This is a genomic window from Natronorubrum marinum (genome assembly GCF_052040125.1).
Taxonomy (GTDB): Archaea; Halobacteriota; Halobacteria; order Halobacteriales; family Natrialbaceae; genus Natronorubrum.
Window position 1 is genome coordinate 1 of the sequence record NZ_JBPPFV010000003.1, and the last position, 26,197, is coordinate 26,197.

A 26,197-nucleotide genomic window follows, 5' to 3' on the forward strand; every position below is an offset into this window, starting at 1 on the left:
TTGGCCACGTGTTACTGAGCTATCTGCTACGAGTCTAAACTCGTACAACTAGCATGGCTAAATCGGACTCCAATAGCAATGACCTCCGGCAGGATCAACCGGAATGCTATATTACTCCCACCCTTGTGGGTGGGAGGGTTCATTTGGCGGTGAATGTAACTTCTTGTACACACTCACACATAAATGGGTCCACGTTCGGCGACCCAGACCGACGACCGGTCGAGCGTCACCGAACTACCAAGGCTAACATCAGATCCCTTCTGTACGGCGGACCGCAGGGGAAGGATCCTCATTTCCTTCGGATCTATTCCTAGGTCGTCTGGGGTACATAACCCCTTCGAACCCTGTTGATCCGAGATGACGGAGCGAGTTGAACGCCCCGTCGATCACATTTTCTTTTGCAATCCATCCGAGTGCCCTCGTACACTTAAGGGCGTCGGATCGCAGATCGCCGAAAACCGCATCCGGCGGATCGGTCGCGATCCGAACTGAATACCCAGTCACGTATAAGGGCAACGGATCGTCGCGACCGGCGAAGCCGGCCACGAGCACATCACGTTTCGAGCGCCCGTATACGGATAAGGCCACCGGATCGGACCGATGGCAGTGGTGCGAGAGTGGATGGAGTGTCTACCTCCGTGCCGGGAAACGGCCAGAGGGAACGTGGCGTCGTTCGCCACGTCGTTCGCATTAGTATCGAGTGCCGGGTTGCTATATAAGGCCGTCGAACGATCCGACCATCGGAACCCGCTACCATGGCACGGTTTTCCATCAGTCAGTCACTACGATTACACGACGACACACAGCCGGTGCTCGAGCTCGAGTCGTTCCAGACGATCGACTCCCGAGTAGAATATCACGCGGGCGGAGGTCGGCCGGTCATTCCACCCTTGCAGGCGCGGTCGGGCCGAATGAGACCCGCGTGATTCGTGGTCGGGCGTGCACGCGCAAGAACCTGTCGTGATTCGAGTAGCCATGCCGGAGAACCGAACGAGTTCGGACGTATCGAGGGTACGACGGGCAGATGCATCGATGCCGATAAACCACGTGCGTCGTAAGAAGTAGACGAATGGTCCGGGACCCGATCGCTTCGGAGTCAACGCCGTCAGCGGAGGAGATCTGCTCCGCGCTCGACGACCCCGACTGCCGAGAGATCATTCGGAATCTCGAGGAACCCATGACAGCTTCTGAGCTGACGAAACGGTGTGAGATCCCGCAGTCGACGCTGTATCGAAAGCTCGAGCTGTTGACCGACTCGACGTTGCTCGAGGAGTCGACCGAGATTCGCCAGGACGGGCACCACGCGAGCAAGTACGCGGTTGCGTTCGACGAGATCACCCTCGCGTTGGACGAGGATCGGTCGCTGGCGGTGCAGATCGAGCGACCGGCCCGGACGGCGGACGAACGGCTGGCCGAACTGTGGTCGGAGGTTCGAAAGGAGACATGAGCCCACATCACACCGGCGCGACCGAAATCGCACTCGCACTCGCGGTCGTCAAGACGCTGGTGCTCGTCGTCGGAAGCGTCATCACGTACTTCGCGTTCAAGGCGTATCGGCGGACACGACAGCGCGCGCTCGGGATGCTCGCACTCGGATTCGGGCTCGTGACGCTCGGACTCGTCCTCGCGGGAATGCTCTACGAACTGCTCAACGTCCAACTGGCGTTGGGTATTTTGCTCGAGAGTCTGCTCGTTCTGGCCGGCTTCATCGTGATCGCGTACTCGCTGTACGTGCAGTAGACTACTCACTCGACGTACCGCGCTCGGTGAAGAGCCTCTTTCTGTCTCGAGGGGGAGCGTTTTTCGCAGCCGATCGGAGCCGAGGAGCGATTCCGAGGGCGGCGGTTCGACGTGAACCGCTCCTCAGTCGGCGAATCAGAAAAGCGGAAGGGCGAGCCGAAAAATCGACATCCTGCAGAGCCACGGTCTGAAGGCGGCAGTCGCGTTCAGCCCTCGAAGCCGGCGTCGTCCATGATTTCGGCGAACTCGTCGGTCTCCATCGCTTCCTCGTAGACGATCGCGGTCGCCATGCCGCCGGGGTAGCTGCCCTGGTTCGTGACGTGGTGGACCTTGTGACAGTGAGCCGGGTAGATACCCGGGTCGGCAGTGGCCTCGAACTCGAGCGTGTAGCGTTCCGCGGGGGCGATGTTGATAACGTCCTCCTCGTACTGTGCCGATTCGGGGATCGGCGAGCCGTCCTTCTCGATGACGGTGAACCGGTGGCCGTGCGTGTGGAAGGGGTGTGCCTCGTAGCCGTTGTTCGCGATGTTGAGATGGACGGTGTCGCCCTCGGAGACGATCAGCGGCGTGCCGAGTTCGGGGTGGAACGTCGTCGGGGCGCTCCGACCGTTGATCGTGTAGGTGTCAGGAGACCGATCGACCGGACTGTAGTCGACGTCACCGCCGGCTTCTCGCTCGTGGATCCGGCTGTCCCAGTCGCGGAGCGTGAAGAAGTACTCCCGGTCCGGCGGTTCGTAGTCCGCGGGGTCGACTCGGAAGATCCCGTACATGCCCATGTCGAGGTGGTTGTGCGTCTGGTAGTGGCAGTGATAGACGTGGGTCCCCGGAACGGTACCCTCGAGCGTGTAGGTGTGGCTCTCGCCGGCACGGACGTAGGTACGGTTCGTGATGGGGGCGCCGTCGTCATCCCAGACCTTCCCGACGGCGTGGACGTGGACGGTGTGGTGTCGGTCGTGGTCGCTGTTGTCGTAAGTGAGTTCGACCGTCTCCCCCTCGTCCATGCGGAAGATGGGGCCGGGAACCGACGGCGCGAGATCGTCCGCCTGCCAGGCCCAGACTTCGGGGAGTTCGATGGGACCGCCGCTGGCCGCCTCGGTGACGAGCTGGTGGCGGGCGGGGACGGTTCGCAGCGTCGCCTCGTTGCCCTGTTCGGCGAAGTCGACGACCTGTGGCGGCTCGGTGTACTCGTAGTCGGTCAGCGGACCGTCGTCGCCGTCCGAGTCGTCTTCGTCGCCGCCGTCGTCGCTCGAGAGCAGACCCGTACAGCCGGCGAGCGCACCGAGTGCGCCCGTGCCGGCGGCTGAAAGGACGGTTCGCCGTCGAATGCGGCGGGAAGTGTTAGATGTCATGGTCACACCTGAACCGAAGGGCCGACACATGAAGGGTTATGAAGGTAATTCCCGTCGAGCGGGAAGTCCGTCTCCGATTTCCGGGCGTAACGAACCTGTTCGGGTCGAAAAAGTCGGTTTGACGATTCGATACGTGAGTGCCGTCCCTATCGGTTCAGCGTGTGGATCGCGTGGCCGAGCGCGTTCTCGGCGGCCTCCATCACCGACTCCGAAAGCGTCGGGTGAGCGTGGACCGTCGACGCGACGTCCTCGAGGGTCGCGCCGAGTTCGATCGCCAGCCCGAGCTCCCCGATGAGTTCGGAGGCTTCGGGACCGACGATGCTGGCGCCGAGGACGTACCCCTCGGACTCCTCGGCGACGATCTTGACGAAGCCGTCCGACTCGCCGGTCGTCAGCGCGCGGCCGCTCGCTCGGAACGGGAACTGGCCGACGACCGTCTCGAAGCCGGTCTCCTCGGCCTCGGACTCCGTCATGCCGACGGTCGCGATCTCGGGGTCGGTGAAGACGACCGCCGGCATCGCCTGGTAGTCGATCGCCGACGGCTCGCCGGCGATCACTTCGGCGGCGACCTGTCCTTCCATGCTCCCCTTGTGGGCGAGCATCGGCTCGCCAGCGACGTCACCTACGGCGAAGATGTGATCGACGTTCGTGCGTGCGCGCGAATCAGTTTCGATGAAGCCGCGATCGTCGGTCTCGACGCCGGCCGCCTCGAGATCGAGCGTGTCGGAGACGGGGCTGCGGCCGACGGCCACGAGCACGCGCTCGACGTCGAGTTCGAGGCGTTCGTCTTCCGCGGCTTCGGCGCTCCCGCTCGCGTCGTCCGAGGCACCACGCGCCTCGCTCCCGCCGTCCGCCGCAGCGTCCTCGACGGGGTCAGCGATGACGCGAATGCCGCCGTCCGGTTCGTACCACTCCGTGGCGGTGTAGCCGAACTCGAACTCGATCCCCAGTTCCTTCGCGCGCTGTTTGACCGGGCGTTTGACGTCGTCATCGTAGCCCGGCAGGATCGAGTCGAGCATCTCGACCACGGTCACGTCGGTCCCCAGTTTCGCGAAGACGCTGGCTAGTTCCATGCCGATGTAGCCCGCGCCCACGACGACCATCGAGTCGGGGATGGAGTCCAGCGCGAGCGCCTGTCGCGAGTTCAGGACCGGATCGTCGTCGAACGAGAAGTCCGGAATCGAGATGGGCCGCGAGCCGGTCGCGACGATGGCGTGTTCGAACTCGAGGGTCTCCGATCCCTGTCCCTCGCCGCCGTGAGAGACGCGGACGGTGTTTTCGTCGACGAAGGTGGCAGTCCCCTCGAGCAAGTTGACCTGGTTCGCCTTGCAGAGTTTCTCGACGCCGCTGGTGAGCTGGTCGACGACGCCGTCTTTCCACGCGACCATCCCCGAGAGGTCGATCGCGGGGTTGGCGTGAATCCCCATCTCCTCGGCCGTCGCGGCGTCGTGGGCGACGTCCGTCGCCGTGATCAGCGCCTTCGACGGGATGCAGCCGTGGTTCAGACAGGTGCCGCCGTAGGCTTCCTTCTCGACGAGCGTGACATCCAGATCGAGCTGGCCGGCCCGGATCGCGGCCACGTAGCCGGCCGGCCCGGCGCCGATAATCAGCACGTCCGTCCCGGTTGTGACGTCTCCGACGACCATCAGTTCGTTCCCTCCCTCGCGTGCGGTGTTGCGGTGTACATAGTGGATAGTGGTAGCTGGTAGGATGCCCTACGGTTACTCGAGCAGTAGTAGGTGTGGATTCTCGAGATACTCCATCACCGTGTTCGTGAACTGAGCGCCGACCGCGCCGTCGATCAGTCGGTGATCGAACGACAGCGACAGCGTCAGCACGGATCGCGGTTCGATCGACTCCTCGCCGTGTTCGTCGGCGACGACGCGCGGTTTGCGTTTGATTTCGCCGAGCGCGAGGATGCCCGCCTCGGGGTAGTTGAGGATCGGCGTGGCGTACTCGCCGCCGATGCCGCCGACGTTGGTGATCGTGAACGTCGAACCGCGCAGTTCGTCGGGACTGATCGTCCGCTCACGAGCTTTCTGGACGACCTCGTTCATCTCCGAGGAGAGTTGGAGGAGCCCCTTCCGGTCGGCGTCGTCGACCACCGGCACCATCAGGCCGACGTCGGTCGCCGTGGCGATCCCGATGTTGTAGTAGTCGCGGTAGACGATCTCCTCGTTTGCCTCGTCGATGACCGCGTTCATCTCGGGGTACTCCTGGAGCGCCGCCACGACCGCCTTCATCACGAACGGCATGTAGGTCAGCCGAATGCCGCGATCCTCGGCGCGAGGCTTGAGTTCCTCGCGGGCTTCGACCAGGTCCGTCACGTCGACCTCGTCGTGGTGGGTGACGTGAGGCGCGCTGTACTTCGACTCGACCATGGCGTCAGCGATCGTCTTGCGGACGCCTTTGAACGGTTCGCGGCGCTCGCGCTCGCCCTCGGCGAACTCGGTTCCCTTCGAACCGACGGACTTGCCGGCCTCGATCGCCTCGCGGTCGGCCTCCTGAGCCCGCTGTTGGGCCTCGGCGTACTCCCGAACCGCTTCGGGCGTGACGAACGCCTCGCCGTCGCGCTCCTCGTCCGTCGGAACGGCATCGATGTCGATTCCCTCCTCCTGAGCGAGTTGACGGGTTGCCGGCGCGGCGAGCGTCTTCTCGCGATCGGCGGACTCGACGTTCGCTGGCGGCTCGCTCGACGGTCGCGTCTCGCTCTGGGCCTGACTCGAGGCACCGGCTGCTATCCCCTCGTCAGTTCCCGCCTCGCTTGAGTCGTCGGCGTCCGCCGCGGTCGATTCGCCAGCGGTCGCTCCGCCGGACTCCTGCGTCTGCATCTGTCCGTCGCCGGCGGGTCCGTCACCCGCGGCGGCCTGGACGTCCACAGCCGTGATCCGTCCGCCGGGGCCGCTGCCTCGAACCCGGGTGAGGTCGATCCCCTCCTCGCGGGCCATTTTTCTCACGCGCGGGGGCGCAAAGACGCGGTCCTGCGGCGTTGCGGCCTCCTCCGCCTCGCCGCCGAGCGCGTCGGAGCTGCCGGCAGGGTCGCCGTCTTCGGCCTGCGCCTCCGCGTCGTCAGGTGCATCGACGCCTGCGGGCTCGCTCGCCTGTTCTTGTTCGGACTCCGTCGGTTCCTCTTCTTCACCCTCAACGTTGAACGAGATGATCACCGTCCCGACCGGGACGACCTCGCCCGCCTCGACGTGTAACTCGCGGACCGTCCCGTTGACCGGCGAGGGAACCTCGACGAGGGCCTTGTCGGTCTCGACCTCCGCGACCGGCTGATCCTCGGAGACCTCGTCGCCCTCTGCGACCAGCCACGAGACCAGTTCGCCCTCCGCGACCCCTTCGCCGACGTCCGGCAGTTCGAACTCTCTGACCATCTTAGAACCCCACGGCGTCGCGGATGCCGTCCTCGATTCGTGCCGGTTCGGGCAGATAGTAGTCCTCGAGCGCGTACAGCGGGAACGGCGTGTCGAAGCCCGTAATCCGCTCGACCGGCGCCTCGTGATAGAGGAGCGCTTCCTCCTGGAGGGTCGCCGTGATCTCGGCGCCGAGTCCGCCCGTCTTCGGGGCCTCGTGGACGACCGCCGCGCGGCCGGTTTTTTTGAACGAATCGACGATGGTGTCCTCGTCCAGCGGCGACAGCGTGCGGAGGTCGATCACTTCGGCGTCGATCCCCTCCTCGGCGAGGTTGTCGGCGGCCTCGATGGTTGGCCGAGTCATCGCCCCCCACGTGTAGACCGAGATGTCGCTCCCCTCACGGCGGACGGCCGCCTCGCCGAGGGGCACCTCGTAGGACTCCGACGGAACGTCCCCGCGGAACGCCCGGTAGATGAGTTTCGGCTCGAGGAAGAGCACCGGATCCGGGTCGCGGATCGCGCTGGTGAGCAAGCCCTTCGTGTCGTAAGGCGTCGACGGGATGACGACCTTCAGTCCGGGCTGGTGGACGAACATCGCTTCCGAGGACTCGGAGTGGTGTTCGGGGGCGCGGATGCCGCCGCCGTAGGGCGCTCGGATGACCATCGGGCACGTGTATCGCCCGCGCGAGCGCGTCCGCAAGCGCGCGGCATGGGAGACGATCTGGTCGAACGCGGGGTAGATGAACCCGAGGAACTGCATCTCGGGAACGGGACGCATCCCGTAGGCGGCCATGCCGATGGCCGTCCCGACGATTCCCGACTCCGCAAGCGGGGTGTCGATCACTCGATTCTCGCCGAACTCGTCGTACAGCCCCTCCGTCGCGCGGAAGACGCCGCCGTTCTTCCCGACGTCCTCGCCCATAACGACGACGTCGTCGTCGCGTTCCATCTCGGTGTGCAAGCCGTCTCGAACCGCCTGTACGAGCGTGAGGCTCTCCGATGCTCCGTCCGCGTCTCCGTCCGTCTGTGTCTCTGCTGCCATAGTATTACTCCAGGAGTGCGTCGTCGCCGTGTCGGTCGCGAATCGATTCGAAGTACTCGAGTTGTCGCTGTAAACGCTTGGGCATTCCCTCGTAGACGTGGGCGAAGATCTCCTCGGGATCGGGCCGCGTAACGGCCTCCGCGGCGTCGATGGCGTCGGCCACGTCCGTCTGAATCCGGGACTCGATCTCCGCGACGCGCTCGTCGTCGAGGATCCCCTCGTTCCGGAGGTAGCTCTCGAGGCGCGGGATCGGATCCTTCTGTTTCCAGCGTTCGACCTCGTCGTCGTCTCGGTAGACGGACGGATCGTCGGCCGTGGTGTGGGCGCCGAAGCGGTACTGGACCGCCTCGATGAGCGTCGGCCGGAGCTCGCCCTCGCCCGGGTTCTTCGCTTTCTCGACGGCGTCGCGGGTGACCTTGTACACGGCCAGCGGGTCCATTCCGTCGACCTGCACCCCTTCGAAGCCGTACGCTTCGGCCTTCTGCGCTAACGTGGCGCTGGCCGTCTGGCGCTCTCGAGGGACCGAGATCGCCCACTGGTTGTTGTTACAGAAGAAGACCGACGGCGTGTCGAAGACGCCGGCGAAGTTGAGCCCTTCGTGGAAGTCGCCCTCGCTCGTCGCGCCGTCGCCGAAGTAACAGAGGAACGCCTTCTCCTCGCCCGTGAGCTTCGAGGCCCAGGCGGCCCCCGTCGCGTGGGGGATCTGGGTCGCGATGGGCACGGCGACCGTGAAGATGTTGGCGTCGTCGGGGATCTGGTTGCCCTGCTCGTGGCCCATCCAGTAGAGCAGCGTGCGTTTCAGGCTCATCCCGCGAACCAGCGCGGTGCCGTGCTCGCGGTAGCTGGGGAACACCCAGTCGTCTTCTGCGAGCGCGTAGGCGCTACCGATCTGTGCGCCCTCCTGTCCCGACAGCGGCGGATACGTTCCCATCCGCCCCTGGCGCTGGAGGCTCACCGCCCGCTCGTCGAAGTGGCGAATCAGCCGCATTTGTTCGTACATCTGGACGAGTTCCTCGGCGCTCAGGTCGGGCACCTCGGCGCCCTCGAGGACACGACCGCCCTCATCAAGTATCTGTACTCGGTCCCGGGGGTTTCGCTGTAACGTACTCACGGATAGACCCACCTGTACATAGTCTAGAGAACTATCGCTCGGGATAAAGGAGTTTCCCAAAAAAGTTTACTATGCGAGAGATTCTTGCCAGCCACGCACAGAAATATCGGTTGCTCTCCGCCATATTCGAACGGAGTTGTTCAGATATGGATATTATAATTCATTCGTCTAATTTTGGCTCGAGAGGAGAGCGAAGACTGGACAAAGTGGGAGTTTAACAATAAGTGATACGTTGGCAAGCGTCACAGCGAGCGTAACGACGCGCCGACCGCCACTTAGGATCCGGTTGGCTCGGTTTGTTGCACACTCGAGTCGCGTGCGTCGGCTCTCGCTTCCTCGACGCTTTTACCCTCCCGGAGCACGGCGTCGACGAACAGTTCGCCGGCCTTGTACGACGAGCGCACCATCGGACCACTGGCGCAGTAGAGAAATTCCAGTTCGTCTTCGGCAACCCGCCGCCACGTCTCGTACTTGTCCGGGTGGTCGTAGCGTCGCACCTCGAGGTGATCCCGCGAGGGCCGGAGGTACTGCCCCAGTGTGACGATGTCGACGCCGCGTTCGCGCAGGTCGGCCATCGTCTGGTACACCTCGTGGTCGTACTCGCCGTGGCCCAGCATGATCGAGGTCTTGGTGTAGATGTCGGACTCGCGTTCGACCTGCTCGAGCACCCCGAGACTCTGCTCGTAGCCCGCGCGTCGGTCGCGGACGGGAAACTGCAGGCGTTCGACGGTCTCGACGTTGTGCGCGATCACGTCCGGATCGGCGTCGATGATCTTCCGGACGAGCCGTTCTTCGCCCTGAAAGTCGGGAATCAGGACTTCGACGAGGATACCCGGATGTCGGTCTTTGATCTCCCGGATCGTCTCCGCGAAGTGGCCCGCTCCCTGATCCGGCAGATCGTCCCGGTCGACGCTCGTCAGGACGACGTAGTCCAGTCCGATCTCGGCGACCGCCTCCGCCACGTTCGCGGGTTCGTCAGGGTCGAGCGGCTCCATCCCGCCGGTTTCGACGTCACAGAAGTTACAGGCTCGAGAGCACCGATCCCCCATCAGCATGAAGGTGGCCGTCCCGCCCGCGCTCTCACCGGTTCCCGCTCCCCCGGACCAGCACTCGCCCAGGTTCGGACAGTTAGCCTCCTCGCAGACGGTGTGGAGGTTGCGCTCGCGCAACGTCTCCCGGATGCCGGCGAACTCCCGGCCCGACGGCGGCCGCATCTTCAGCCAGTCGGGCTTGCGTGCGCTGCTCATACCCGTACGAAGGGGCCCGCGGTGAAAAACCGTGGTGGTTTTGCGGACCGTCCCCGACGACGACCGGCCGCGACCCGCCACCGTCCGTCGGTCGTCGAATCGGTCGACACGCTCGATCCTGCGTCCTGTGACCGTACTCGCGTTCGAACAGTTCGTCTGTCGAGTATGTCCGAGTTACGTGAGGGTAGGGCCCTCGTACCCCCGATAGCGTTATCCGAGCGAGCGGAATACCCTCGAGCGATGGCCTTCAGTACGACTCCCGACTGGTTTCACATCAGCGACGACGACGACGTCGTCTGGGAGAGCCGTCCGCACCCGATTACGATGGGCGCGGGTCTTCCGGTCGGGGTCGTCGTCGCGCTGCTCGGCCTCGTCCTCGCCGGCTGGACCGCGGGCGACGGCGTCGGACTCCTGACGATTATCGGTGTTCTCGTCGCCCTCGGCGGCGCGGGGCTGGCGTTCGCGCGCTATCTCGTCTGGACGAACACCCGCTACGTGATCACGACCTCCGAACTGTACAAGAAGTACGGCGTCGTCTCGCGGGACGTCACCCAGTTTCGTCTCGACCGCGTCCAGAACACCAGCCTCAGCCAGGGCGTGATCGGCCGCGCGCTCGGCTACGGCGACCTGACCGTCTACACCGCCGGCTCCGGCGACCCCGAACTCACCTTCGAACGAGTTCCCAGCCCCGAGCGCGCCTCGAGTCTATTGAGCGACCAACTCGAGGAGACGTCGACCGACGAGTCGGCCGTCTAACTCGTTTTCGACGGCGCTCTCCGTGGTCTTCAATCGCGTTTCGAAGTGGTAACTACTGAATAATTCTCGACTCGAACCACAAAACCCATTAGTTCAACCCCCCTTCGGGGTCGACACAATGGCGTCACAACTGTCGACGGCCACCAACGGCGCGGTATCGCGCGGTTCGAGCGTCGCGGCGAGTGCGGGACTCGGCGTCCTGGCCGCCGCGATCGGCTATCTCGTGTCGTACGTGTTGATCGTCGACGAGGTCCGCGACGTCTTCGGCGGTGACGTCGCCGACTGGAAGGGCGTCGCCTGGTACGTCTACAACGCCCACCTGGTCGACATCGAGACGACGGGCTCGTTCGGCTCCTTCGGGGGTTCGAGCACCGTCGATTTCATCGCGGAGTCCGGCTCGACGAGCGCAACGCTGCTGTACGTCGTCCCGCCGCTCGTTCTGCTCGGGATGGGAGCCATGCTGGCCCGACAGTGGGACGTCGCCGACATCGGCGAGGCCGTCACCGTCGGCGCGCCGGTGACCATCGGCTACGCCGTCGTCGTGGGTCTCGGCGCGCTCGTCGCCGAATCCAGTTCCGAGGGATCGTTCTTCGGCATCGAAGCGAGCGGCTCGGTTGCACCGGAACTGCTTCCCGCGGTCGTCCTCGGCGGCGTCCTCTACCCGCTGGTGTTCGCCACGGCGGGAGCCGTGCTCGCGGCCGTTTTCGGCTCGCGATAGACCGATACTGGAGTCGCCCGTTTCTCCGTCATCCCGCCGAAACGCGCCTCGAAGGAAACGCCTTTGACCCGTCACTCCCCGTGTGAGGGTGATGGAGGTCGCCGAGGTTCTTCCCGAATTCGCGGACGCTTTTGCCTTCGAGGAGTTCAACCGGATGCAACGCGAGGCACTGCCAGGGCTGCTCGAGTCCGACGAAAACGTGGTCGCGAGCGCGCCGACGGCGTCGGGCAAGACCGCGCTCGCGGAGTTGGCGATCTGTAAGGCGCTCGCCGACGGCGGGACGGCGCTGTTTATCGCCCCGCTGCGAGCGCTGACGAACGAAAAAGAAGACGACTGGGACCGCTTCGAGGAACTGGATTACTCGGTGTACGTCGTCACCGGCGAGCGGGATCTGAATCCCCGGCGCGCGCGACGCGCGGACATCCTCGTGATGACGCCCGAAAAACTCGACTCGGCGACCCGCAAACACGACTCCCGACGCTACGACTTCGTCACCGACATCGACGTCTGCGTCATCGACGAGGTCCACCTGCTCGACGCGGATCGACGGGGCTCGGTGCTCGAGGTCACGATCTCTCGCCTCCGCCGGCTCTGTGATCCCCGCATCGTCGCGCTCTCGGCGACGATGCCGAACGTCGACGACGTGGCCGCGTGGCTCGACGCGCCCGACGAGACCACCTTCGAGTTCGGCGACGAGTACCGCCCCGTCGATTTGAACGCGGGCGTCAAGACCTACACGCACGGCGACAACGCCTTTGCGGACAAGTACCGCCGCCTCTACCGGGCGATCGACCTCGCAGAGCCACACCTTCGGGAGGACGGCCAATCGCTCGTCTTCGTCTCGTCCCGCCAGGACACCGTCCAGGCGGCCAAGAAGGCGCGAGACGAGATCGCCGAACGCGACATCCCGATGGGCGTTCGCGGCGAGTACGAGTTCCACACCGATCTGAAGGAGCGACTCGACGACGACACGCTCTATCACTCCGTTCTCGACGGCGTCGCGTTCCACCACGCCGGGCTCTCGAAGAACGATCGCGACCTCGTCGAGGAGTGGTTCAAGGAGGGCCACATCGAACTCCTCTTTTCGACCTCGACGCTCGCGTGGGGCGTCAACCTCCCCGCGCGCTGCGTCGTAATTCGGGACACGAAGATCCACGACCCCCTCGAGGGCGAAGTCGACATGAGTCCCCTCGACGTGCTCCAGATGCTCGGCCGCGCGGGCCGCCCGGGCTACGACGATATCGGCTACGGCTGGGTGGTCTGTGACGGCTCGGACGCGGACAAGTACCGACGGCTGCTTCGCGACGGCAAGGAGATCGAATCCCGCCTCGCGGAGACCTTAGAGACCCACCTCAACGCCGAGATCGCGATGGGGACGATCACCGATCTCGAGGACGTGATGGACTGGCTCGAGACGACCTTCTACTACGTCCGCGGCCAGTCGAAGCCCGAGGAGTACGACTTCCCGAACCTCCGCGGGCGCGTCCGGGACTGCCTCGAGCAGCTGGTCGATCGCGGCTTCGTGGAGATGGACCCGGAGACCCTCTCGATCGAGGCGACGCCGCGAGGCGTGCTGGCCTCGAAGTACTACCTGCGCCTCGCGACGGCCGTCACGTTCGCGGAACTGTGCGATCGCGCCGGCAAGGACGGCGAGACGCTCGCGGCCGACGACATCCTCGAGGCGGTCGCGACCGCCGAGGAGTTCGACTCGGTCTCGGCCCGCCAGTCCGAACGCGACGCGGTCAACGCGGTGCTCGTCGGCCGGGAGACGGACGATCTCGAGGCGGGCCAGCGGAAGGTGCTCGCGATCCTCCGGGGTGCCGCGGACGGTTCGACGCCGACGGAGCTCTCGAGCGACGCGTGGGTGATCCGTCGCAACGCGACGCGACTCATCTCCGCGCTCGGGGCGTTTCTCGACCGACTCGCGGGACCGCACGTGGCCAACCTCGCCCGCCGGGTCGAGGCCCGAATCGAGAACGGCGTCGCCGAGGACGCGGTCGGCCTGACCGCCATCGACGGCGTCGGGCCGGGGCGGGCGAGCAAGCTGTCGACGGAGGGGCTGTCGACGCCCGGCGATATCGTCGAAACGGGTATCGAGGGACTCGTCGCTGCCGACCTCTCGGAGGGCGTCGCCGAGCGCGTCTACGAGGGCGCGCAGTCGCTCCCCGCCATCGAAATCGACTGGGGCCAGTTCCCCGAGACCATCGCGACGGGCGAGAACGACGTCTGTGAGGTGACGGTCCGCAACGTCGGCGAACCCGCGCGGGCGGGCATTCGGGTGACCGTCAACGAAGTGGAGATGACCGCCACGAGCACCTACCTGCGCGACGAGGACACGGTTCCCGTCGGCGTCTTCGGCGCCGACGCCGAGAAACTCGAGTACACCGTCAGTATCGTCTTTCCCGAGGAACCGCTCCTGCCGATCCACGAACGACGGACCGTCGACGTCGTCTGAGAACGGCGAGCGGACGGATTCCGTTCCCACAACTCCGCGTCACTAGTTATTCGACGTCGCCCGTTCGAGCACCGCCTCCCGAACCCCGTCGGCCGAATCGACGACCTCGTCCGCCGGCGAGTAATCGATGTCGCCGTGGGCGTCGATCCGGTAGGCGACGACGACGGTATCGGCTCGAGCCGCCGCCTCGATCCCATTCTCCGAATCTTCGACGACGACACAGTCCTCGGCGGAGACGCCGACCTCGTCGGCTGTGTGCTCGAAGACGTCGGGCTCCGGCTTGCTCGCTGCGTCGATATCGTCGGCGCTGATCACGTGGTCGAACCCGTCCTCGAGGTCGAAGCGCTCCGTGACCATCCCGATCCAGTCGTGGGGGGAAGAGGAGACGACGGCGGTCGGGACGCCCTCCTCCTTCAATTGCTCGAGGAGGTCGTGTGTCCCGTCCAAGAGGTCGACGCGCTCGGTGTAGATCTCCTCGGCGGCTCCCTCGAAGCGGTCGATCCACTCCTCGCGAGTAATAGCGGTGCCGTACTCGTCCTCGAGGTAGTCGTAGATCTCGCGGAAGTTCATCCCGCTGGTCTCGGCGAGGTCGACGTCGTCGTCGGGGACGGCGTCGGGAAAGAGCTCCTCGCGTTCGAACTGGACCCAGTAGTCCTCGCTGTTGATCAGGACGCCGTCCATATCGAACAGCACCGCGCTCGTGTCGGTCATGTGGGCGGGCTACCCGGCCGTCACGGATAGCCGTTTGGCAAGGAGCAACCGATCAGACTCGGGTTCGCGATATTGACCGCTGCCGAACTGGTTATGAGCACCACGAAAGCGGCAGGGGCTTTCGTGGAGTTGCTGTCCGCTATGCACAAGTCAGCGTGCAGATTGAGAACGGAAGCTGGGCAGAAAACGACTAGCCGAACACTTCGCCGCGCTCGTACTCCATCAGCTCACTCACCTCGCTCGCGATCTCCTCGCCGAACTCGCGCTCGACGATCCACAGCGCCAGATCCAGCCCCGACGTGACGCCGCCCGCGGTCAGCACGTCGCCGTCGTCGACGATCCGCTCGTCGACTACGTTCGCCGCGGACGCCTCGAGGTCCTCCTCCGCGACCGGATGGGTCGCCGCGGGCCGGCCCTCGAGCAGGCCCGCCTCGGCGAGCACCATCGCGCCGGTACAGACCGAGGCGACCGTCGAGCCTTCGGTGAACCGTTCGTCGACCGCGTCGGCCAGCGCTCCGTCGTCGACGGCCGCGCGGACGCCCTCGTTCGCCGTCGTCCAGCCCCCGCCGGGGACGATCAGGATGTCGGGCTGGCCCAGCGTTCCCTGGGACTCGACGCGCAGGTCGTGACTCGCGGTCACCATGTCCGTCTCCTCGAGGGTCACCAGGCTCGTCTCGAGGTCGGCGCCCGCTTGGGCGGCGTTCTCGAGCACTTCGTAGGGACCGATCGCGTCCAGTTCGTCGAAGCCCTCGAATAGCACGATTTCGGCAGTGGTTTCGGCCATACCCGAACGGAGGGCTGGGGAGGTAAAACGTATTGTGCCAGAATGGGAAAGACGGAAGGGACCACGCTCGACGACGCTCACCGCCGGACGGTCTCGTCGACGACCTCGCGGAGCGCGTCGAACACCGCTCGGTTTCCGGCGGCGGCGAACCACTCGCCGCGGTCTTCGCTGTTCCCGCCGTCGCATCCCCCGCGATCACCACCGCCACTCGCCGTGAGCAGTCCGCTCTCGGCCGCGAACAGCTCACCCAACAGCTGTTCCTCCGCGTCCGGCCGGTAGCAGACGATCCGTCCAGTCGTCCGCGAGCGAGCAGCCCCCAGTGAACCGTCGGGGACCAGCTCTCGAGGCGGCGCTTGCAGCGGTCCTCGAGCGCTCGATTGATCGAGTCGGAGACGGCTGCCTGCTCGGACCGGCGTTTCACGTCGTGGCCGATTACGGAGACGGCGGTGGCCGTCTCGGGGCTGGCGTCGCTATCCGTGCTGACCGGCTTCCCATTGTAGCGGACGCCCCCGTCTCGAGTAGCGACGTAGAGATCGTCGAGCAGCGGGACGTAGACGACGCCGAGAACCGGCCGCGCATCCTCGAGTCCGGGTCCCGATCCGTTTTCGAACACCGTCACCGCCGTCGCGAACGACGGCAGTCCCGACTCGAAGTTGTTCGTCCCGTCCAGCGGATCCACGAGCCAGGTGTACTCGCCCGTCCCCTCGTGGCGGCCCGATTCCTCGGCGACGATGGGGTGGTCGGAAAATTCGGAACGGATCACCTCGAGAAGCCGTCGTTCCGCCTCCGTATCTGCGCTGGATTTCACGTCGTAGACACCCGCGTCGACGTCCGTGTCCTCCGCGCGGTAGGCGTCGCGCAGGTACGCGCCGCCGGCCGTGCAGGCTTCGATCGCGGTTCGCTCGAGTTCGTCGAGGATCGTCATGGCACTCGAGTACGGCCGATCCTTACTTGGTCGTTGTTCTTCCCCGACCGGTTCTCGGTTGGACCAATCGCGTTTCGGTCGGTTCTTGTCGCCGTGAACCCACGTAGCCGTATGGACGACCAGCAAGCCGCGGTCGCCGATTTCGTCGAGACGTACGGCCTCGAGACCCCGCCCGAGTTCCGACTGCTCGACCTCGTCTCGGAGGTCGGCGAACTCGCGAAGGACGCGAACACGTCGACGGAGTACGGTGACGTGCCGAGGGAGCTGGAACTCGCAACCGACGAGATCGGCGACGTGCTCTTTGCGACGCTCGCGCTCGCGGACTCGCTCGAGGTCGACGCCGGGGACGCGCTCGAGGAGGCGCTCGAGAAGTACGAGCGGCGACTGAGCGACGAAGGAACCCCCGGTTCGGGCGAATAGCACGGCTGTTGGGTATCACCCGGGTCTCTCGCGGTTGAGATCGATGGCGGAGTTTCCTTTTCGGACCGACCAGCCCTCGAGTCGTGGCACGGCGAGCGAACGGTGAGCTGCGGTACAGAGGCAGAGAGGGGTGAGCGAGTGAGCCAGGGAGTGAGCGGAATCTCGGAAGTGCGTGTGAGGAGAGACAGTCCGCTTCTTGAAGCGAGTGGCCCACGACGGGTTCCTGTAATTGCTGAACACGGTGATTTCCACGTCCTCCCCAACCGATTCGTTCCCTCGCGTCGCTCGGTCACTCATCCCTCGCACAGTGTCGACGGCATCCCCTCACGTGGCTCGGGCTCGCCGTCAGCGCGCGCCACCGCAGATGATTCGATCGGACTGCAGCGACCCTCGGCCGGCGACGGATCCGAAACTACGGAACTACGTCGGCGTCGACCTCGAGCACGTCCGCCGCCGCCTCCCGGACCGATTCGACCGCGTCCGGCCGCGCGTAGACCCCCAGCCGCCAAATCTCGCGGGCACAGGCGTCCAGTCCGGCGACGAGCGACGACCGCTCCTCGAGCCGTCGCAGGTCGCCCTCGACGACGATGCGGGCCCGCGATTCGGGCGAACTGGGTTCGGCGGGGCTGTCGACGATGACGGCCGCGGGATCGACGCCCGCGGCGTCGGCGATTTCGCGCTCGAGGTCGCGCGTGCGGTCGTACTCGAGGCCGACGAAACGATCGGAAACGTCGCCGCGGGGGAGCCAGATCGCCCGCTTGTAGAGTCGTCGTTCGCGCAAGCGGGTCGCGACGTCGGCCGTCGGCGCGTGGTCCTCGAGCGTCGCGAGCAGTTCGGCGTCGGTGAGCCGAGCGAATCGGTCGGCGTCGACGGCTCCCTTCGAGAGGAGTCGCTCGCTCGCGCGGTCGAGCATCGTGCCCGCGATCCGCGAGACGTGGTGGCGGTAGACGGTCGCGTTCATCAGCGTCCGGGCGATCAGCGCGCTCTCGACGGTCGCGACGTCGCCCGCCTCGAGTGCGAGTTCGTCGTCGACGATCCGCAGCGAGTAGAGCAGGCGCGCGTGATCGATGGTGCCGTAGGGGACGCCCGTGTGGTGGGCGTCCCGGACGAGGTAGTCCAGTCGGTCGACGTCGAGCGGGCCGGAGACGAGTTCGCCGAGCGGGCCGCGACCGTCGACGGTCGCCGCGACGGCTTCGGGGTCGAGCCCTTGGGCCTCGAGGACGTCCCCGAGATCACTGTCGGTCAGCAGCCACTCGATCTCGTCGTGGTGACGGCCGAGGTGGCGCTCGATGGCGGCTTCCGTCTGGTGGCCGAAGGGACCGTGGCCGACGTCGTGGACCAGCGCCGCAGCGCGCAGTCGATCCGCGAGATCGGCCTCGAGGTCGAGTCGCTCGACCGCACGCGAGGCGAGGTGGTAGACGCCGAGACTGTGTTCGAAGCGCGTGTGGTTCGCTGAGGGGTAGACGAGTTGGACGGTACTCAGCTGTCGAACGGACCGCAGTCGCTGCATCGCCGCCGTGTCGAGCAGCGCCTCCGCGGTCGGATCGAGCTCGATGTAGTCGTGGACGCTGTCCTTGATCGTCGTCATCGGATATGTACCCTCTCGAGAGGGTAGCGTCTTAGACGCCGCGGTTCCGATCGTGCGGTAGGGCTACCGAGCGAGCACTCGGAGTTCCGATTGCGTGCTCGTGCCGCCGAGTGAGTGCTCGTACTACCGGTTTCGCGCACGCCTACTCAGCGGGTCGACTGCTCGCGGGGCGCGGACAGCACCAGTCGATCAAGCTGCGTGCGAGTCTCCTCGATCGTCCCCGAGTTGTCGACGACGACGTGCTCGCGGTCGATCGGTTCGAACGAGTCGCGCAGCTGCAGGTGCTGTTCGAACTCGGCGTCGCTGATCGAGTCCGTCCGCTCGGCGAGGCGGTCCTCGACGACCTCGAGCGCGCATGTCACGTGGACGAAGCGGACGTCCGCGTCGGCCTCGCGAGCGGCGACCGCCGCCTGCTCGCGGCGGGCGGTCGTACGGAACGTCGCGTCGAGAACGACGTCCGAACCGGACTCGAGGTCGGTGCGCGCTCGCTCGAGCAGTTCGGCGTAGGTCGCGTCGCTCTCGGCGGACGAGTAGGTCGGGTCGGGAAAGAGCGTCTTCCGAATTTCGTCGCTGCGGTACCGCGTCGCCGGGAGCCGATCGGCGGTGTAGCCGGAGGCCACCGACTTGCCGACGCCGGGCAGCCCGCAGTAGACGAGGAGCGTTGGACGAGCCACGCCGCACACTCTGTCGGGAGGGATACTAAATCCGAACGGTTCGTAGAACGCGCCCCGGAGGCCGCGTTCTGGCCGTTCTCGAGTCGACTTCCGACCGGCCCGACTTTCGACCGAGCTAACTCGAGCGACCCGCCGAACCGACTCTCGACCCGGCTGACTCGAGCGATCGACTCATTCGAACCCGAGTTCGCGAGCGCGTCGGCGGAACAGTTCGCCGTCGCCGCCGTCGACACCCAGTCGCCGCTCCAGATCGGCAGGATCGCACTCGAGAGCCGGCTTCTCGTGGACGCTGTCGGGGAAGTGGACGGCCAGTTCGTACCGGCCGACGTCGCCGTCGGCGGAATCGACCAGGCGCTCGTCGGCGCTCGAGAGGTCGAGATCGAACGCCTTCCGGACCACCGCAGCGAGTTCGGCTTCGGCGTGGGTGTAGCCTGGCAGGCTCCGCTTGACCGGTGCGGGGACGTCGGCGATGTAGGCCTCCGTGGCGTCGTGGAGCAGTCCCCAGCGGACGGCGTCGGGACCGCCGCCGCGGGCTTCCACCTCGTAGCTGACGTGGACCGCGTGTCGAGCCACGCTGTAGAACTCCGCCCCGTGGCCCGTAAAGCGAGTCAGATTCGAGAGCGCGTGGGCGATATCCGCGAGCGAGACGTCGTCGGGATCGGCGGCCAGCGGCGTGATCGTCCTGCCGGTCCGCGTGTTTATCATCCCGTGACCGCCGTTTGACTCCGCGAGCACCGCTTGTAGTTCGCCCGCAACGGCTTCGAACCGGGACCGGAGTTCAGCGTCGACGTCCTCGTCGGTCGCCCGGATCGTCCGTTCGAGCGTCGCGACCTCGCGCTCGAGGCGTTCGATCCCCGATTCGAACGCCGAGTCCGCATCGTCGAGAGAATCCATACGAGACGTTCAGGTGAGGATACCAAAAGTGGTGCGTGATAGAACGCGCGACGACGTACGCAGGGGTAACACACACCCGGCTTCGCGTCGTCGTCTCGACACCCGACAATCGGGCCACGCAATCACATGAAACGACGGTCCCTCATCGCAGCGGCGACGCCACTGGCGGTGCTGAGCGGCTGTCTCGACGGTAACGAGAGCGGCTCGAACCCGGACGGGGATGGGTCGACCGCCGGCGAGGGCGGGACGGAAACCGATCAGGCGGAGCCACCGTTCGACGTCACGACCGTCGACGGACCCGGGAGCGACGCCGGAACGGTCAGCGTTCCCACCGACGGGCAGGTCCAACTGGTCAACTTCACCCGACTCAACTGTCCGACCAGCAAGGCGCTCCTTCCGCGCGTCAAAGAGGCCAGAGACCGACTCGAGGAGACGGTCGACGTCGGCCCCGACGAGACCGTCCACGTGCTCTCCGTCATCGACGGGAGCGCCGGCGCCCAGCCCTCGGCGACGGAACTGGCAGACTGGTGGGCCGAACAGGACGGCGACTGGACGATCGGCAACGACGAAACCGGCGCGCTCGACGACCACTACGATGTCACGCTCCGGCCGACGACAATCGCCATCGACGGCACCGGCGAAGTTCACTGGCGCGACGAGGGCGGGACGACGGCGAACACGATGGTCAGCGGCGTCGAGACGGCGCTCGAGCAGGCCGCGAACGAGAATCGCTAATCGTATCCTCGAGTTTAAATACCAATCCGCGGCCAGACCGTCCATGATCGACGACGCGATCCGCGTGCTCGCGGGCGACTGTACCGTCATCGCCGAAGACGCCGACCGCGAGGAGTACCGCGGCCGGGTGACGACCATCGTCAAGCCCGACAACACCGTCCTCGTCCACGACAGCGACGGCTACCAGCCCGTCGCGTGGCTGACGCGGGCCGACAGCGTCTCGAGCGACCGTGCGAACGACTTCACGCTCGTGGCGAAGAAGGACACCCAGACGCTGCGGATCGCCGCCCACGATCAGGACGGCTTCGCGCACTATCCGGCCTCGGCGGCCGGAACGCCCGTCGGGCGCTGTCCCGACTGCGACGGCGCGCTCGTGCGCTCGAACGGCGTCCACTGCGTCGGCTGCGGAGATCGGTACGGAGTGCCTCGAGACGCGACGATCCGCGAGGAGCAGTGTGACTGTGACTGTGGCCTCCCCAGAATGCGCGTCGAGCGCGGGCTGGCATTTAACGTCTGTCTCGACCGTGCCTGTGAGTCCCTCGACGACGCCGTCCGAGAAGCGTTCGACCGCGAGTGGGCCTGTCCGGAGTCGAACTGCGATGGCGACCTTCGAATCCTCCGACGCGGCGGACTCATCGCCGGCTGCGAGCACTACCCCGACTGTGACACCGGCTTCGCCGTCCCCGCGGGCGTCGTCGACGGCGAGTGCGGCTGTGGACTCCCCACCTTCGAAACCAAAAGCGGAACGCGGTGTCTCGACGCGACGTGTGAGGAGCTGTTAGAACGGCCGCTCGAGGCCGAATCCACGGCAGGGAGCTAATCTAACAATGCGCTTCAGAGGGAACCACATCCACCGCACTACAGCAACCCGACCAGCCGCTGCGGGTGGGTGGGACTGAAAGGGGCTGGCGTTGAGCGGACGCTTTGCGTCCGCGATGCTCGGAAGAGCTTGCTTTTCCGTTGCGCTGGGCGAAGCCCGACAGCCCAAGCACCGCAATCGAACGAAGTGAGATGCGGAGCGCAGGGTTGGCGCGCGAGTTCAGCGTGCCAGGGGCTTTCGAGACGGTCGAATTAGTCGCCGCTGCTCGAGTATCGTCCACCGACACTCGCCATCCGTTACCGATTAGGAATCGATCCGCAGCCCCTTAGTCCCGGCCGGCGAAAGCCCGCGTATGACACTCGAGGGGCGATTCGACGAGGATGCAGGCGTCGTTCGCGTGGGGAGCGACGCGCGACAGCGCTATCACGACTCGCGGGGCTACGGCTACCCGCTCGAGGGCAACGAAATCGCCCTCGCACCGATCGAGGCGGCACATCTGCTCTATCGCGGGGACCTCGAGGCGGTCGTCGACGACGCGAGCGGCGACCGTATGGATTTCCGCGCCTTCGCGGCCCGCGAACCCGGCGAGAAGTTCGGCGTCCGATTTCTCGTCTACGCCGACCTGCGCTCGCGCGGGTTCTACCTCTCGCCGGCCGCGGAGCCGTGGGTTCCCGACCCGCCCGAGGGAGCGGTCGATTTCGCGGTCTTTCCCCGCGGGAAGGGACCCCGTGACGGCGAGATCGAGTACGCGCTGCGGGTGATCGGCGAGCGAACCGACGTCCCCGCGGACGAACTCGAAGACGCCGTCCTCGCGGTGGTCGACGAGGAGAGCGAGATCACGTACTTCGACATCTCGTCCCGCGATCCGTCGGGGTCGTCGACCCCCGACGCCGGGTTGCCCGACGGCTGCGAGGCCGACCTGCTGGCGGATCGGGTCGTCGTCTGGGAGCCCCCACTCACCCTCTATGAAACCACCTTCTACGGCCAACCGCTCGAGGGTCGGGAGTACGACGAGCCGACGCTCCAGTTGTCGCTGCTCGAGGCGGCCTTCCTCGCCGAACGCGGCGCGATCGATCTCGATCCGGAGACCGTTCGCGACCGCGGTCACGAGGTCGAGGGCGAGCGGTTCGCCCGACGACTGGCGGTCTACACTGAACTGCGCGAGCGGGACGTCGTCCCGAAGACGGGGTACAAGTTCGGCGCGGACTTCCGGACCTACGCCGACGTGGAGTCCGTCGAGAACCTGGGTCACTCCGAGCTGCTGCTCCGGGTGCATCCCGACGACCACGTCTTCGAACCGCGGGACCTCGCGCTCGACGTGCGCCTCGCCCACGGCGTCCGCAAGACGATGGTGTTCGCGCTGATCGACGCCGACGGCGGGATCGACTGGTGGTCGGTCGAGCGGCTAACGCCCTGATCCGGGGCCTCCCACGAGCGCAACGATAAAAACCCCGACGCGAGAGGGTAGCCGTATGCAACTCGAGGTGATCGGCGTCGGCGGCGCAGGCTGTCGGATCGCCGATACGATTCGGGCCACGGAGCCGGCTGGACACTCCTTTCTCACGGACGTCTTCGCGTTCGATACCGACGAAGCCGACCTGCAGCGGACGGTGCTTCCCGAGTCACACCGCTATCGCTACGGCGCGGAATCGGCGTTCGACGGGGGGCTCGAGGCCGCGGCGGCGGCCGGCCGGGAACACGCCGCGGAACTGCTCGAGGTACTCGAGCGCGGCTCCCCCACCGAGGCCGACGCCTTCCTTGTCACGGTCGGTCTCGGTGGCGTGACCGGCGGCGGCACGGTCCCCGCGCTCGTCGCGGCGCTCCAGCGGACCTACGACGAGTCGGTGTACGTCCTCGCGACGCTGCCGGCCGACGGGGAGTTCGACGCGGACGCCGGCGAACCGTCCGGGCTCGGCGGTGGCTCGAGAAAAGCGTCGGCGACCGGCGGCGACGGGACGCCGCCCCGGCCCGACGCGGCAACGAACGCGGTTCGAACGCTCGAGCGACTCGAGGGACTCGCGAGCGCGATCGTTCCGTTCGACAACGAGGCGTGGCTCCGGCCCGGCGAGGAACTCGCCGACGCGCGCGATCGATCGAATCGAGCGCTGGCGACGCGAGTCGCGGCCGTCTTCGCCGGCGGCGGCGAGTCCGACGGCCCCGTCGCCCAGACCGTCATCGACGCGAGCGACGTCGAGCGAATCGTCGGCAACGAGTCGGCCATCGTCACGCTCGGCTACGCCGAAGAAGCCGTCGAGACCACGAGTTCGAAGTTCGGGCTGGGGCTGGTGCCGACGGCGCGAGAGATCGAGACGAGCGAGGCCGTCAGCGCCGTCGAGACCGTCGTTCGAAAGGGGATCAGGGGGAAGCTCACCCTCGAGTGCGAACCCGAAACTGCGGCGCGCGGACTCCTGATCGTCGGCGGCCCGCCGGCGTGGCTCAACCGACAGGCGATCGCCGAGGGCCGGCAAACGCTCGAGTCCGCTATCGGCGGCTCGGGGATTCTGGGCGGGGACGCGCCGCGACCCGACGGCGAGACGGTGTTCGCGGGTGTCGTGTTGGCCGGCGTCGGACCGGTGGAACGGCTCGAGGAGTTGCGAGCGACGGAAGATCGAGCCGAATGAATCGAAGGCGGCACCGGTCACTCGACGGAAGCGGAAACGAGCGTAGTACTCATGCTGGCGAAGAGGAGTGCTACGGCCCCCAGCCGACTTCTCCTCGCGGGTCGTAGCACCCTCTGCTCACGGGCGAAACGCGCCCGTTCGCATGGTATGCGGGACCTGCGGTCCCGCACTAGAATGGTTCGCGGAACCGTCGGTTCCGCGCTACCGTTCGTTCACACCGTTCACTCGCTCGTCCCTCGCGGTTCGAATCGCAGTTCGTCGACGGCGAACTGCGATTCGGTGCGCCTACAGTGCGACTAGCCGCGGTGCGTTGGGCGATCCCGCCGCACCGAGGGGTGATCAGGCGAGTGCCTCGAGCAACCGCTTTCCGAGGACGACCTCCGTTCCGGCGAGGCCGACCGAGCAGAACAGCGTGAGGTCGTCGTCGCTCGTCCGGCCGCGGTCTGTATCCACCAGAATCGCCGCGAGTTCGACCAGTCGTCCGCGGTCGTCCTCCGCCACGAGAAACGGCCGGTCGTAGGCGTCGACCTGCGGGAGCGAGTCGGTACTGATGACGTCAGCGCGCTCGACTACCTCGAGCGGCAGTTCGTGGGCGTCCCGGAACCTCGGTCCGATCGTCGTGACGTGAGTCCCGGACTCGAGCCAGCCGGGGTCGAAGACCGGTTCCTCGCTGTCGGTCGCACAGACGAGCGCGTCGGCCTCGCGGACGACCGGCTCCGGATCGTCCACCGCGCGGACGGCCGGTTCGACCTCGTCGTCGACCGTCTCCGCGAACGCGTTTCGGCTCTCAGCCGTCGGGCTGTAGACCGACACCGTCGAAAAGTCGCGGACGGCACAGGCCGCGCCGACCTGCGCTCGAGCCTGAAAGCCGCTGCCGAGCACGCCGAGCGTCTCGCTGTCTTCGCGCGCCAGGCAGTCGATCGCGACGCCGCCGATCCCGCCCGTCCGGAGACCGCCGACGGCGTGACCGACGGCGAGCCCCTCGAACGCGCCCGTCGTCGCGTCGAAGACAGCGACGAGTTCCGTGTGGTCCGCGCCCGATTCGGGGTAGGTCTCGTAGACGCGAAAGCCGGCCGCGTTCGTCGGCCCGGTCGCGGCGCCCGCGGTGAACACCAGGTCGCCCGCGCCGGCGTCGACGGACCAGCGCGGCGGGGCCTCGAGCGTTTCCGCTGCGCGTTCGGCAAACGCGTCGGACAGTGCGTCGACGACGGTCTCGTAGTCGAACTGAGAGTAGACGTCTCCGTCGGTAAGGATGGGAAAGCCGGACATGCTCGATCCGTCGGTCGCGACCGGGATAACAGTTGCACGGACACTCGAGGCGGACCCGTTTCGCCGCCGACTGAAACCGAGTTCGGTAAGCCACCGTACTGAAATGGCGTTCAGATTATAATTATGCCGGACGACACCCTCTACGACAGTATGTGGAGACACCGCCCGACGCACCCCGAACCCGTCACCGGTCGCTCGATCGCCGCCGGCTTCCTCGCGGTCGCCGGTCTCGTCGCCGTGCTGGTCGCCGTCGACTACCTGACAGCCGCCGTCACCACCCTCGCGGTGGTGATAGCCGGGGTATTACTCGTCCGTCGACTCCGGCGCGATCGGACTCTCGAGATCCCCGGCACCTGCGTCGGCCTGCAACTCACCCTGTCGAGATCCCGGGACGCTGCCCCGACCGTCGCCGAGTGCTCGATCGCGCTCGTCGACAGCGAGGCGTCGGCGCCGGACGGCCGAACCGGTTGACCCACCTCGCCGTATCGATGATCTCCCGCTCGGAGTCGCCCGGCCTACGCCGACTCGCCCGGAATCACCGCCCCCTCGTGCTCGAGCAACTCGCGTTTCAGGTCCAGTCCGCCGCCGTAGCCGGTGAGCGAGTCGACGCCGACGATCCGGTGACAGGGGACGACGATCGGAACCGGGTTCCGACCGCAGGCCTGTCCGACCGCGATCGGCGCGCTCTCGAGGTCCCGCGCGATGTCGCCGTACGTTCGCGTCTCGCCGGCCGGGATTGCCGTCATCGCCTGCATGACGCGCCCAGTGAAGCCCTCGGGATACTCGATTTCGAGATCGAACGCGGTCCGCTCGCCGGCCTCGTACTCGCGGACCTGTTCGTGAATGGTCTCGGCGTCCGCGTCGATCCTGGCGGCGTCGACCTCTCGGTCGCGGCCGAATATCTGAATCTGCATCGTCAGTGCATTCGGTGGGAGTGATCTTTACTCTGCCCAGAGCGGCGACGCTACCCGGGGACTCGACG

General features: G+C 66.3%; 25 protein-coding genes, 1 rRNA gene and 1 pseudogene. 11 read left to right on the forward strand and 16 right to left on the reverse strand.

Going from position 1 to position 26,197, the window contains the following annotated elements:
* Nucleotides 1–105 (reverse strand): 16S ribosomal RNA (locus ACSFC5_RS16355); the annotation flags it as partial.
* A 964-nt stretch (nt 106–1,069) separates the two neighbouring features.
* Between ACSFC5_RS16355 and ACSFC5_RS16360 the strand changes: the two genes are divergently transcribed.
* Both ACSFC5_RS16360 and ACSFC5_RS16365 read left to right on the forward strand, forming a co-directional pair.
* Nucleotides 1,070–1,447, forward strand: coding sequence for a helix-turn-helix domain-containing protein (locus tag ACSFC5_RS16360; protein WP_440766319.1), 378 nt, complete (start codon nt 1,070–1,072; stop codon nt 1,445–1,447).
* Entirely contained in the window at nt 1,444–1,740 is a 297-nt protein-coding gene (locus tag ACSFC5_RS16365) for a DUF7521 family protein (RefSeq protein ID WP_440766320.1), read from the forward strand. Before ACSFC5_RS16360 ends, ACSFC5_RS16365 begins: the two co-directional genes overlap by 4 nt.
* Nucleotides 1,741–1,946: 206 nt before the next feature.
* Here ACSFC5_RS16365 and ACSFC5_RS16370 read toward each other — a convergent pair whose 3' ends face one another.
* From ACSFC5_RS16370 to lipA, 6 genes are all read right to left on the reverse strand, one after another.
* Nucleotides 1,947–3,089: a multicopper oxidase domain-containing protein gene (locus tag ACSFC5_RS16370; RefSeq protein WP_440766321.1), complete on the reverse strand. Its 1,143-nt coding sequence runs from the start codon at nt 3,087–3,089 to the stop codon at nt 1,947–1,949.
* A gap of 146 nt (nt 3,090–3,235) precedes the next feature.
* The gene (locus tag ACSFC5_RS16375) at nt 3,236–4,735 is read right to left on the reverse strand and encodes a dihydrolipoyl dehydrogenase family protein (protein WP_440766322.1); all 1,500 of its coding nucleotides are present in this window, start codon (nt 4,733–4,735) and stop codon (nt 3,236–3,238) included.
* Between the two features lie 75 nt (nt 4,736–4,810).
* Nucleotides 4,811–6,466 (reverse strand): dihydrolipoamide acetyltransferase family protein, encoded by a 1,656-nt coding sequence (locus tag ACSFC5_RS16380; protein ID WP_440766323.1) that lies wholly within the window; start codon nt 6,464–6,466, stop codon nt 4,811–4,813.
* 1 nt (nt 6,467) lies between these two features.
* Nucleotides 6,468–7,487 carry an alpha-ketoacid dehydrogenase subunit beta gene (locus tag ACSFC5_RS16385; RefSeq protein WP_440766324.1) on the reverse strand — a complete coding sequence of 340 codons (1,020 nt, stop codon included), beginning with the start codon at nt 7,485–7,487 and terminating at the stop codon, nt 6,468–6,470.
* 4 nt (nt 7,488–7,491) lie between these two features.
* A complete protein-coding gene (gene pdhA, locus ACSFC5_RS16390; protein ID WP_440766325.1) occupies nt 7,492–8,598 on the reverse strand; it encodes a pyruvate dehydrogenase (acetyl-transferring) E1 component subunit alpha in 1,107 nt (368 codons plus the stop codon).
* A gap of 275 nt (nt 8,599–8,873) precedes the next feature.
* The gene (gene lipA, locus ACSFC5_RS16395; RefSeq protein ID WP_440766326.1) at nt 8,874–9,845 is read right to left on the reverse strand and encodes a lipoyl synthase; all 972 of its coding nucleotides are present in this window, start codon (nt 9,843–9,845) and stop codon (nt 8,874–8,876) included.
* Nucleotides 9,846–10,085: 240 nt separating this feature from the next.
* On the opposite strand from lipA, the gene ACSFC5_RS16400 reads away from it, so the two are divergent.
* The 3 genes from ACSFC5_RS16400 to ACSFC5_RS16410 all read left to right on the forward strand — a co-directional run bounded on the left by ACSFC5_RS16400 (nt 10,086) and on the right by ACSFC5_RS16410 (nt 13,774).
* The gene (locus tag ACSFC5_RS16400; protein ID WP_440766327.1) at nt 10,086–10,601 is read left to right on the forward strand and encodes a PH domain-containing protein; all 516 of its coding nucleotides are present in this window, start codon (nt 10,086–10,088) and stop codon (nt 10,599–10,601) included.
* 118 nt (nt 10,602–10,719) lie between these two features.
* Entirely contained in the window at nt 10,720–11,319 is a 600-nt protein-coding gene (locus tag ACSFC5_RS16405) for a DUF7978 family protein (RefSeq protein WP_440766328.1), read from the forward strand.
* Between the two features lie 91 nt (nt 11,320–11,410).
* A complete protein-coding gene (locus ACSFC5_RS16410) occupies nt 11,411–13,774 on the forward strand; it encodes a DEAD/DEAH box helicase (RefSeq protein WP_440766329.1) in 2,364 nt (787 codons plus the stop codon).
* Nucleotides 13,775–13,816: 42 nt separating this feature from the next.
* On the opposite strand, the gene ACSFC5_RS16415 is transcribed toward ACSFC5_RS16410, so the two are convergent.
* The 4 genes and pseudogenes from ACSFC5_RS16415 to ACSFC5_RS16430 all read right to left on the reverse strand — a co-directional run.
* A complete protein-coding gene (locus tag ACSFC5_RS16415; protein ID WP_440766330.1) occupies nt 13,817–14,485 on the reverse strand; it encodes an HAD family hydrolase in 669 nt (222 codons plus the stop codon).
* 190 nt (nt 14,486–14,675) lie between these two features.
* On the reverse strand, nt 14,676–15,269 hold the full coding sequence (locus ACSFC5_RS16420; RefSeq protein WP_440766331.1) for a DJ-1/PfpI family protein: 594 nt from the start codon (nt 15,267–15,269) through the stop codon (nt 14,676–14,678).
* A gap of 77 nt (nt 15,270–15,346) precedes the next feature.
* Nucleotides 15,347–15,520, reverse strand: a complete 174-nt coding sequence (locus ACSFC5_RS16425; protein WP_440766332.1) for a hypothetical protein — start codon at nt 15,518–15,520, stop codon at nt 15,347–15,349.
* A 92-nt stretch (nt 15,521–15,612) separates the two neighbouring features.
* A pseudogene (locus ACSFC5_RS16430) lies at nt 15,613–16,194 on the reverse strand (inositol monophosphatase family protein); the annotation flags it as partial.
* A 111-nt stretch (nt 16,195–16,305) separates the two neighbouring features.
* Between ACSFC5_RS16430 and ACSFC5_RS16435 the strand changes: the two are divergent.
* The gene (locus ACSFC5_RS16435; protein ID WP_440766979.1) at nt 16,306–16,614 is read left to right on the forward strand and encodes a MazG nucleotide pyrophosphohydrolase domain-containing protein; all 309 of its coding nucleotides are present in this window, start codon (nt 16,306–16,308) and stop codon (nt 16,612–16,614) included.
* A gap of 412 nt (nt 16,615–17,026) precedes the next feature.
* Here the strand turns inward: ACSFC5_RS16435 and ACSFC5_RS16440 are convergent, their stop codons facing one another.
* The 3 genes from ACSFC5_RS16440 to ACSFC5_RS16450 all read right to left on the reverse strand — a co-directional run bounded on the left by ACSFC5_RS16440 (nt 17,027) and on the right by ACSFC5_RS16450 (nt 19,770).
* On the reverse strand, nt 17,027–18,202 hold the full coding sequence (locus ACSFC5_RS16440; protein WP_440766333.1) for an HD domain-containing protein: 1,176 nt from the start codon (nt 18,200–18,202) through the stop codon (nt 17,027–17,029).
* A 146-nt stretch (nt 18,203–18,348) separates the two neighbouring features.
* A complete protein-coding gene (locus ACSFC5_RS16445) occupies nt 18,349–18,876 on the reverse strand; it encodes a P-loop nucleotide/nucleoside kinase family protein (protein WP_440766334.1) in 528 nt (175 codons plus the stop codon).
* A gap of 171 nt (nt 18,877–19,047) precedes the next feature.
* Nucleotides 19,048–19,770: a hypothetical protein gene (locus ACSFC5_RS16450; RefSeq protein ID WP_440766335.1), complete on the reverse strand. Its 723-nt coding sequence runs from the start codon at nt 19,768–19,770 to the stop codon at nt 19,048–19,050.
* A gap of 126 nt (nt 19,771–19,896) precedes the next feature.
* Here ACSFC5_RS16450 and ACSFC5_RS16455 point away from each other — a divergent pair, with 126 nt between their 5' ends.
* From ACSFC5_RS16455 to ACSFC5_RS16470, 4 genes are all read left to right on the forward strand, one after another.
* A complete protein-coding gene (locus ACSFC5_RS16455) occupies nt 19,897–20,505 on the forward strand; it encodes a TlpA family protein disulfide reductase (RefSeq protein WP_440766336.1) in 609 nt (202 codons plus the stop codon).
* Nucleotides 20,506–20,548: 43 nt separating this feature from the next.
* Nucleotides 20,549–21,325, forward strand: coding sequence for a DUF91 domain-containing protein (locus ACSFC5_RS16460; RefSeq protein ID WP_440766337.1), 777 nt, complete (start codon nt 20,549–20,551; stop codon nt 21,323–21,325).
* Between the two features lie 352 nt (nt 21,326–21,677).
* Entirely contained in the window at nt 21,678–22,742 is a 1,065-nt protein-coding gene (gene endA / locus ACSFC5_RS16465; protein ID WP_440766338.1) for a tRNA-intron lyase, read from the forward strand.
* Nucleotides 22,743–22,797: 55 nt separating this feature from the next.
* Nucleotides 22,798–23,946: an FtsZ/tubulin family protein gene (locus ACSFC5_RS16470; RefSeq protein ID WP_440766339.1), complete on the forward strand. Its 1,149-nt coding sequence runs from the start codon at nt 22,798–22,800 to the stop codon at nt 23,944–23,946.
* A 339-nt stretch (nt 23,947–24,285) separates the two neighbouring features.
* Here the strand turns inward: ACSFC5_RS16470 and ACSFC5_RS16475 are convergent, their stop codons facing one another.
* Nucleotides 24,286–25,215 carry an ornithine cyclodeaminase family protein gene (locus ACSFC5_RS16475; protein ID WP_440766340.1) on the reverse strand — a complete coding sequence of 310 codons (930 nt, stop codon included), beginning with the start codon at nt 25,213–25,215 and terminating at the stop codon, nt 24,286–24,288.
* A gap of 150 nt (nt 25,216–25,365) precedes the next feature.
* On the opposite strand from ACSFC5_RS16475, the gene ACSFC5_RS16480 reads away from it, so the two are divergent.
* Nucleotides 25,366–25,686, forward strand: a complete 321-nt coding sequence (locus ACSFC5_RS16480; RefSeq protein WP_440766341.1) for a hypothetical protein — start codon at nt 25,366–25,368, stop codon at nt 25,684–25,686.
* Nucleotides 25,687–25,730: 44 nt separating this feature from the next.
* On the opposite strand, the gene ACSFC5_RS16485 is transcribed toward ACSFC5_RS16480, so the two are convergent.
* Entirely contained in the window at nt 25,731–26,129 is a 399-nt protein-coding gene (locus tag ACSFC5_RS16485) for a methylated-DNA--[protein]-cysteine S-methyltransferase (RefSeq protein WP_440766342.1), read from the reverse strand.
* Nucleotides 26,130–26,197: the final 68 nt, after the last annotated feature.

Coding starts and splice junctions, on each gene's coding strand:
- ACSFC5_RS16400 (WP_440766327.1), top strand. CDS start 10,086: ATGGCCTTCAGTACGACTCCCGACTGGTTTCACATCAGCGACGACGAC.
- ACSFC5_RS16380 (WP_440766323.1), bottom strand. CDS start 6,466: ATGGTCAGAGAGTTCGAACTGCCGGACGTCGGCGAAGGGGTCGCGGAG.
- ACSFC5_RS16415 (WP_440766330.1), bottom strand. CDS start 14,485: ATGACCGACACGAGCGCGGTGCTGTTCGATATGGACGGCGTCCTGATC.
- ACSFC5_RS16360 (WP_440766319.1), top strand. CDS start 1,070: ATGGTCCGGGACCCGATCGCTTCGGAGTCAACGCCGTCAGCGGAGGAG.
- ACSFC5_RS16470 (WP_440766339.1), top strand. CDS start 22,798: ATGCAACTCGAGGTGATCGGCGTCGGCGGCGCAGGCTGTCGGATCGCC.
- ACSFC5_RS16440 (WP_440766333.1), bottom strand. CDS start 18,202: ATGACGACGATCAAGGACAGCGTCCACGACTACATCGAGCTCGATCCG.
- ACSFC5_RS16410 (WP_440766329.1), top strand. CDS start 11,411: ATGGAGGTCGCCGAGGTTCTTCCCGAATTCGCGGACGCTTTTGCCTTC.
- ACSFC5_RS16375 (WP_440766322.1), bottom strand. CDS start 4,735: ATGGTCGTCGGAGACGTCACAACCGGGACGGACGTGCTGATTATCGGC.
- ACSFC5_RS16480 (WP_440766341.1), top strand. CDS start 25,366: ATGTGGAGACACCGCCCGACGCACCCCGAACCCGTCACCGGTCGCTCG.
- ACSFC5_RS16420 (WP_440766331.1), bottom strand. CDS start 15,269: ATGGCCGAAACCACTGCCGAAATCGTGCTATTCGAGGGCTTCGACGAA.
- ACSFC5_RS16485 (WP_440766342.1), bottom strand. CDS start 26,129: ATGCAGATTCAGATATTCGGCCGCGACCGAGAGGTCGACGCCGCCAGG.
- ACSFC5_RS16475 (WP_440766340.1), bottom strand. CDS start 25,215: ATGTCCGGCTTTCCCATCCTTACCGACGGAGACGTCTACTCTCAGTTC.
- endA (WP_440766338.1), top strand. CDS start 21,678: ATGACACTCGAGGGGCGATTCGACGAGGATGCAGGCGTCGTTCGCGTG.
- ACSFC5_RS16455 (WP_440766336.1), top strand. CDS start 19,897: ATGAAACGACGGTCCCTCATCGCAGCGGCGACGCCACTGGCGGTGCTG.
- ACSFC5_RS16405 (WP_440766328.1), top strand. CDS start 10,720: ATGGCGTCACAACTGTCGACGGCCACCAACGGCGCGGTATCGCGCGGT.
- ACSFC5_RS16435 (WP_440766979.1), top strand. CDS start 16,306: ATGGACGACCAGCAAGCCGCGGTCGCCGATTTCGTCGAGACGTACGGC.
- ACSFC5_RS16370 (WP_440766321.1), bottom strand. CDS start 3,089: ATGACATCTAACACTTCCCGCCGCATTCGACGGCGAACCGTCCTTTCA.
- ACSFC5_RS16385 (WP_440766324.1), bottom strand. CDS start 7,487: ATGGCAGCAGAGACACAGACGGACGGAGACGCGGACGGAGCATCGGAG.
- lipA (WP_440766326.1), bottom strand. CDS start 9,845: ATGAGCAGCGCACGCAAGCCCGACTGGCTGAAGATGCGGCCGCCGTCG.
- ACSFC5_RS16450 (WP_440766335.1), bottom strand. CDS start 19,770: ATGGATTCTCTCGACGATGCGGACTCGGCGTTCGAATCGGGGATCGAA.
- ACSFC5_RS16460 (WP_440766337.1), top strand. CDS start 20,549: ATGATCGACGACGCGATCCGCGTGCTCGCGGGCGACTGTACCGTCATC.
- ACSFC5_RS16365 (WP_440766320.1), top strand. CDS start 1,444: ATGAGCCCACATCACACCGGCGCGACCGAAATCGCACTCGCACTCGCG.